The sequence below is a fragment of the Fibrella rubiginis genome, from assembly GCF_017353185.1.
In the GTDB taxonomy this organism is placed as follows: Bacteria; Bacteroidota; Bacteroidia; order Cytophagales; family Spirosomataceae; genus Fibrella; species Fibrella rubiginis.
Map to the genome: position 1 here is coordinate 1 of NZ_JAFMYV010000041.1, position 591 is coordinate 591.

Annotated in this window: 1 protein-coding gene; it reads right to left on the reverse strand. The window is 39.4% G+C overall.

The features are described 5' to 3' along the window. Positions 1-157: 157 nt before the first annotated feature. Positions 158-591, reverse strand: a 434-nt coding sequence (locus J2I47_RS26380; RefSeq protein ID WP_207367623.1) for a hypothetical protein, incomplete at its 5' end; no start/stop codon positions are given.

Sequence of the window (591 nt, forward strand, 5' to 3'; positions counted from 1 at the left end):
ACCCATTCCAAATTGAGGAATAAATTCTAGTTCTTCCAAGACTGATTTTTTCGCCCAGTATTTGTCAAAAAAGGCTTCAGACGCTACTGGCACATATAGCGAGTCAGGGGAATTAGGAATATGGAAAGCAACGGACATATTTGTGTGTGTGAATTGATTATTTGCCAAATTCGGCAGTGAAATTCCAATCAGGATATTGCTTTTTTAAGTTGGCCAATTGGTCTGCTACAGCGCTGGCAATACTGGAATCTTTACTATCTATAACGAAATGAAGATTTTTGAAATCTTTAATTTCGCCCAGCGAAGGAATGGAGGAAGATCCCGATTTTGTGGCTCGTGTTGCCGCCGCCTTTTTAAGATTTTCAATTCTGTTGACAGATTTTGTATAGACTTGCTTCGCAGCCCATTGTTCTGCTGTTTGAAATGGTTTTCCTGTTCTGGGGTTAATTGTTCCTATGCCTGTAGCTGACTTATCTTCAATGAATGTACCCGATTTCATGTCAATACCATCAAACTCACCGATGGGTTTTCCAGTAGCATCAATAATTTCTACTTCAGCAAAGTCTCTTTTGGGCGTAGTAATTTTCTTTC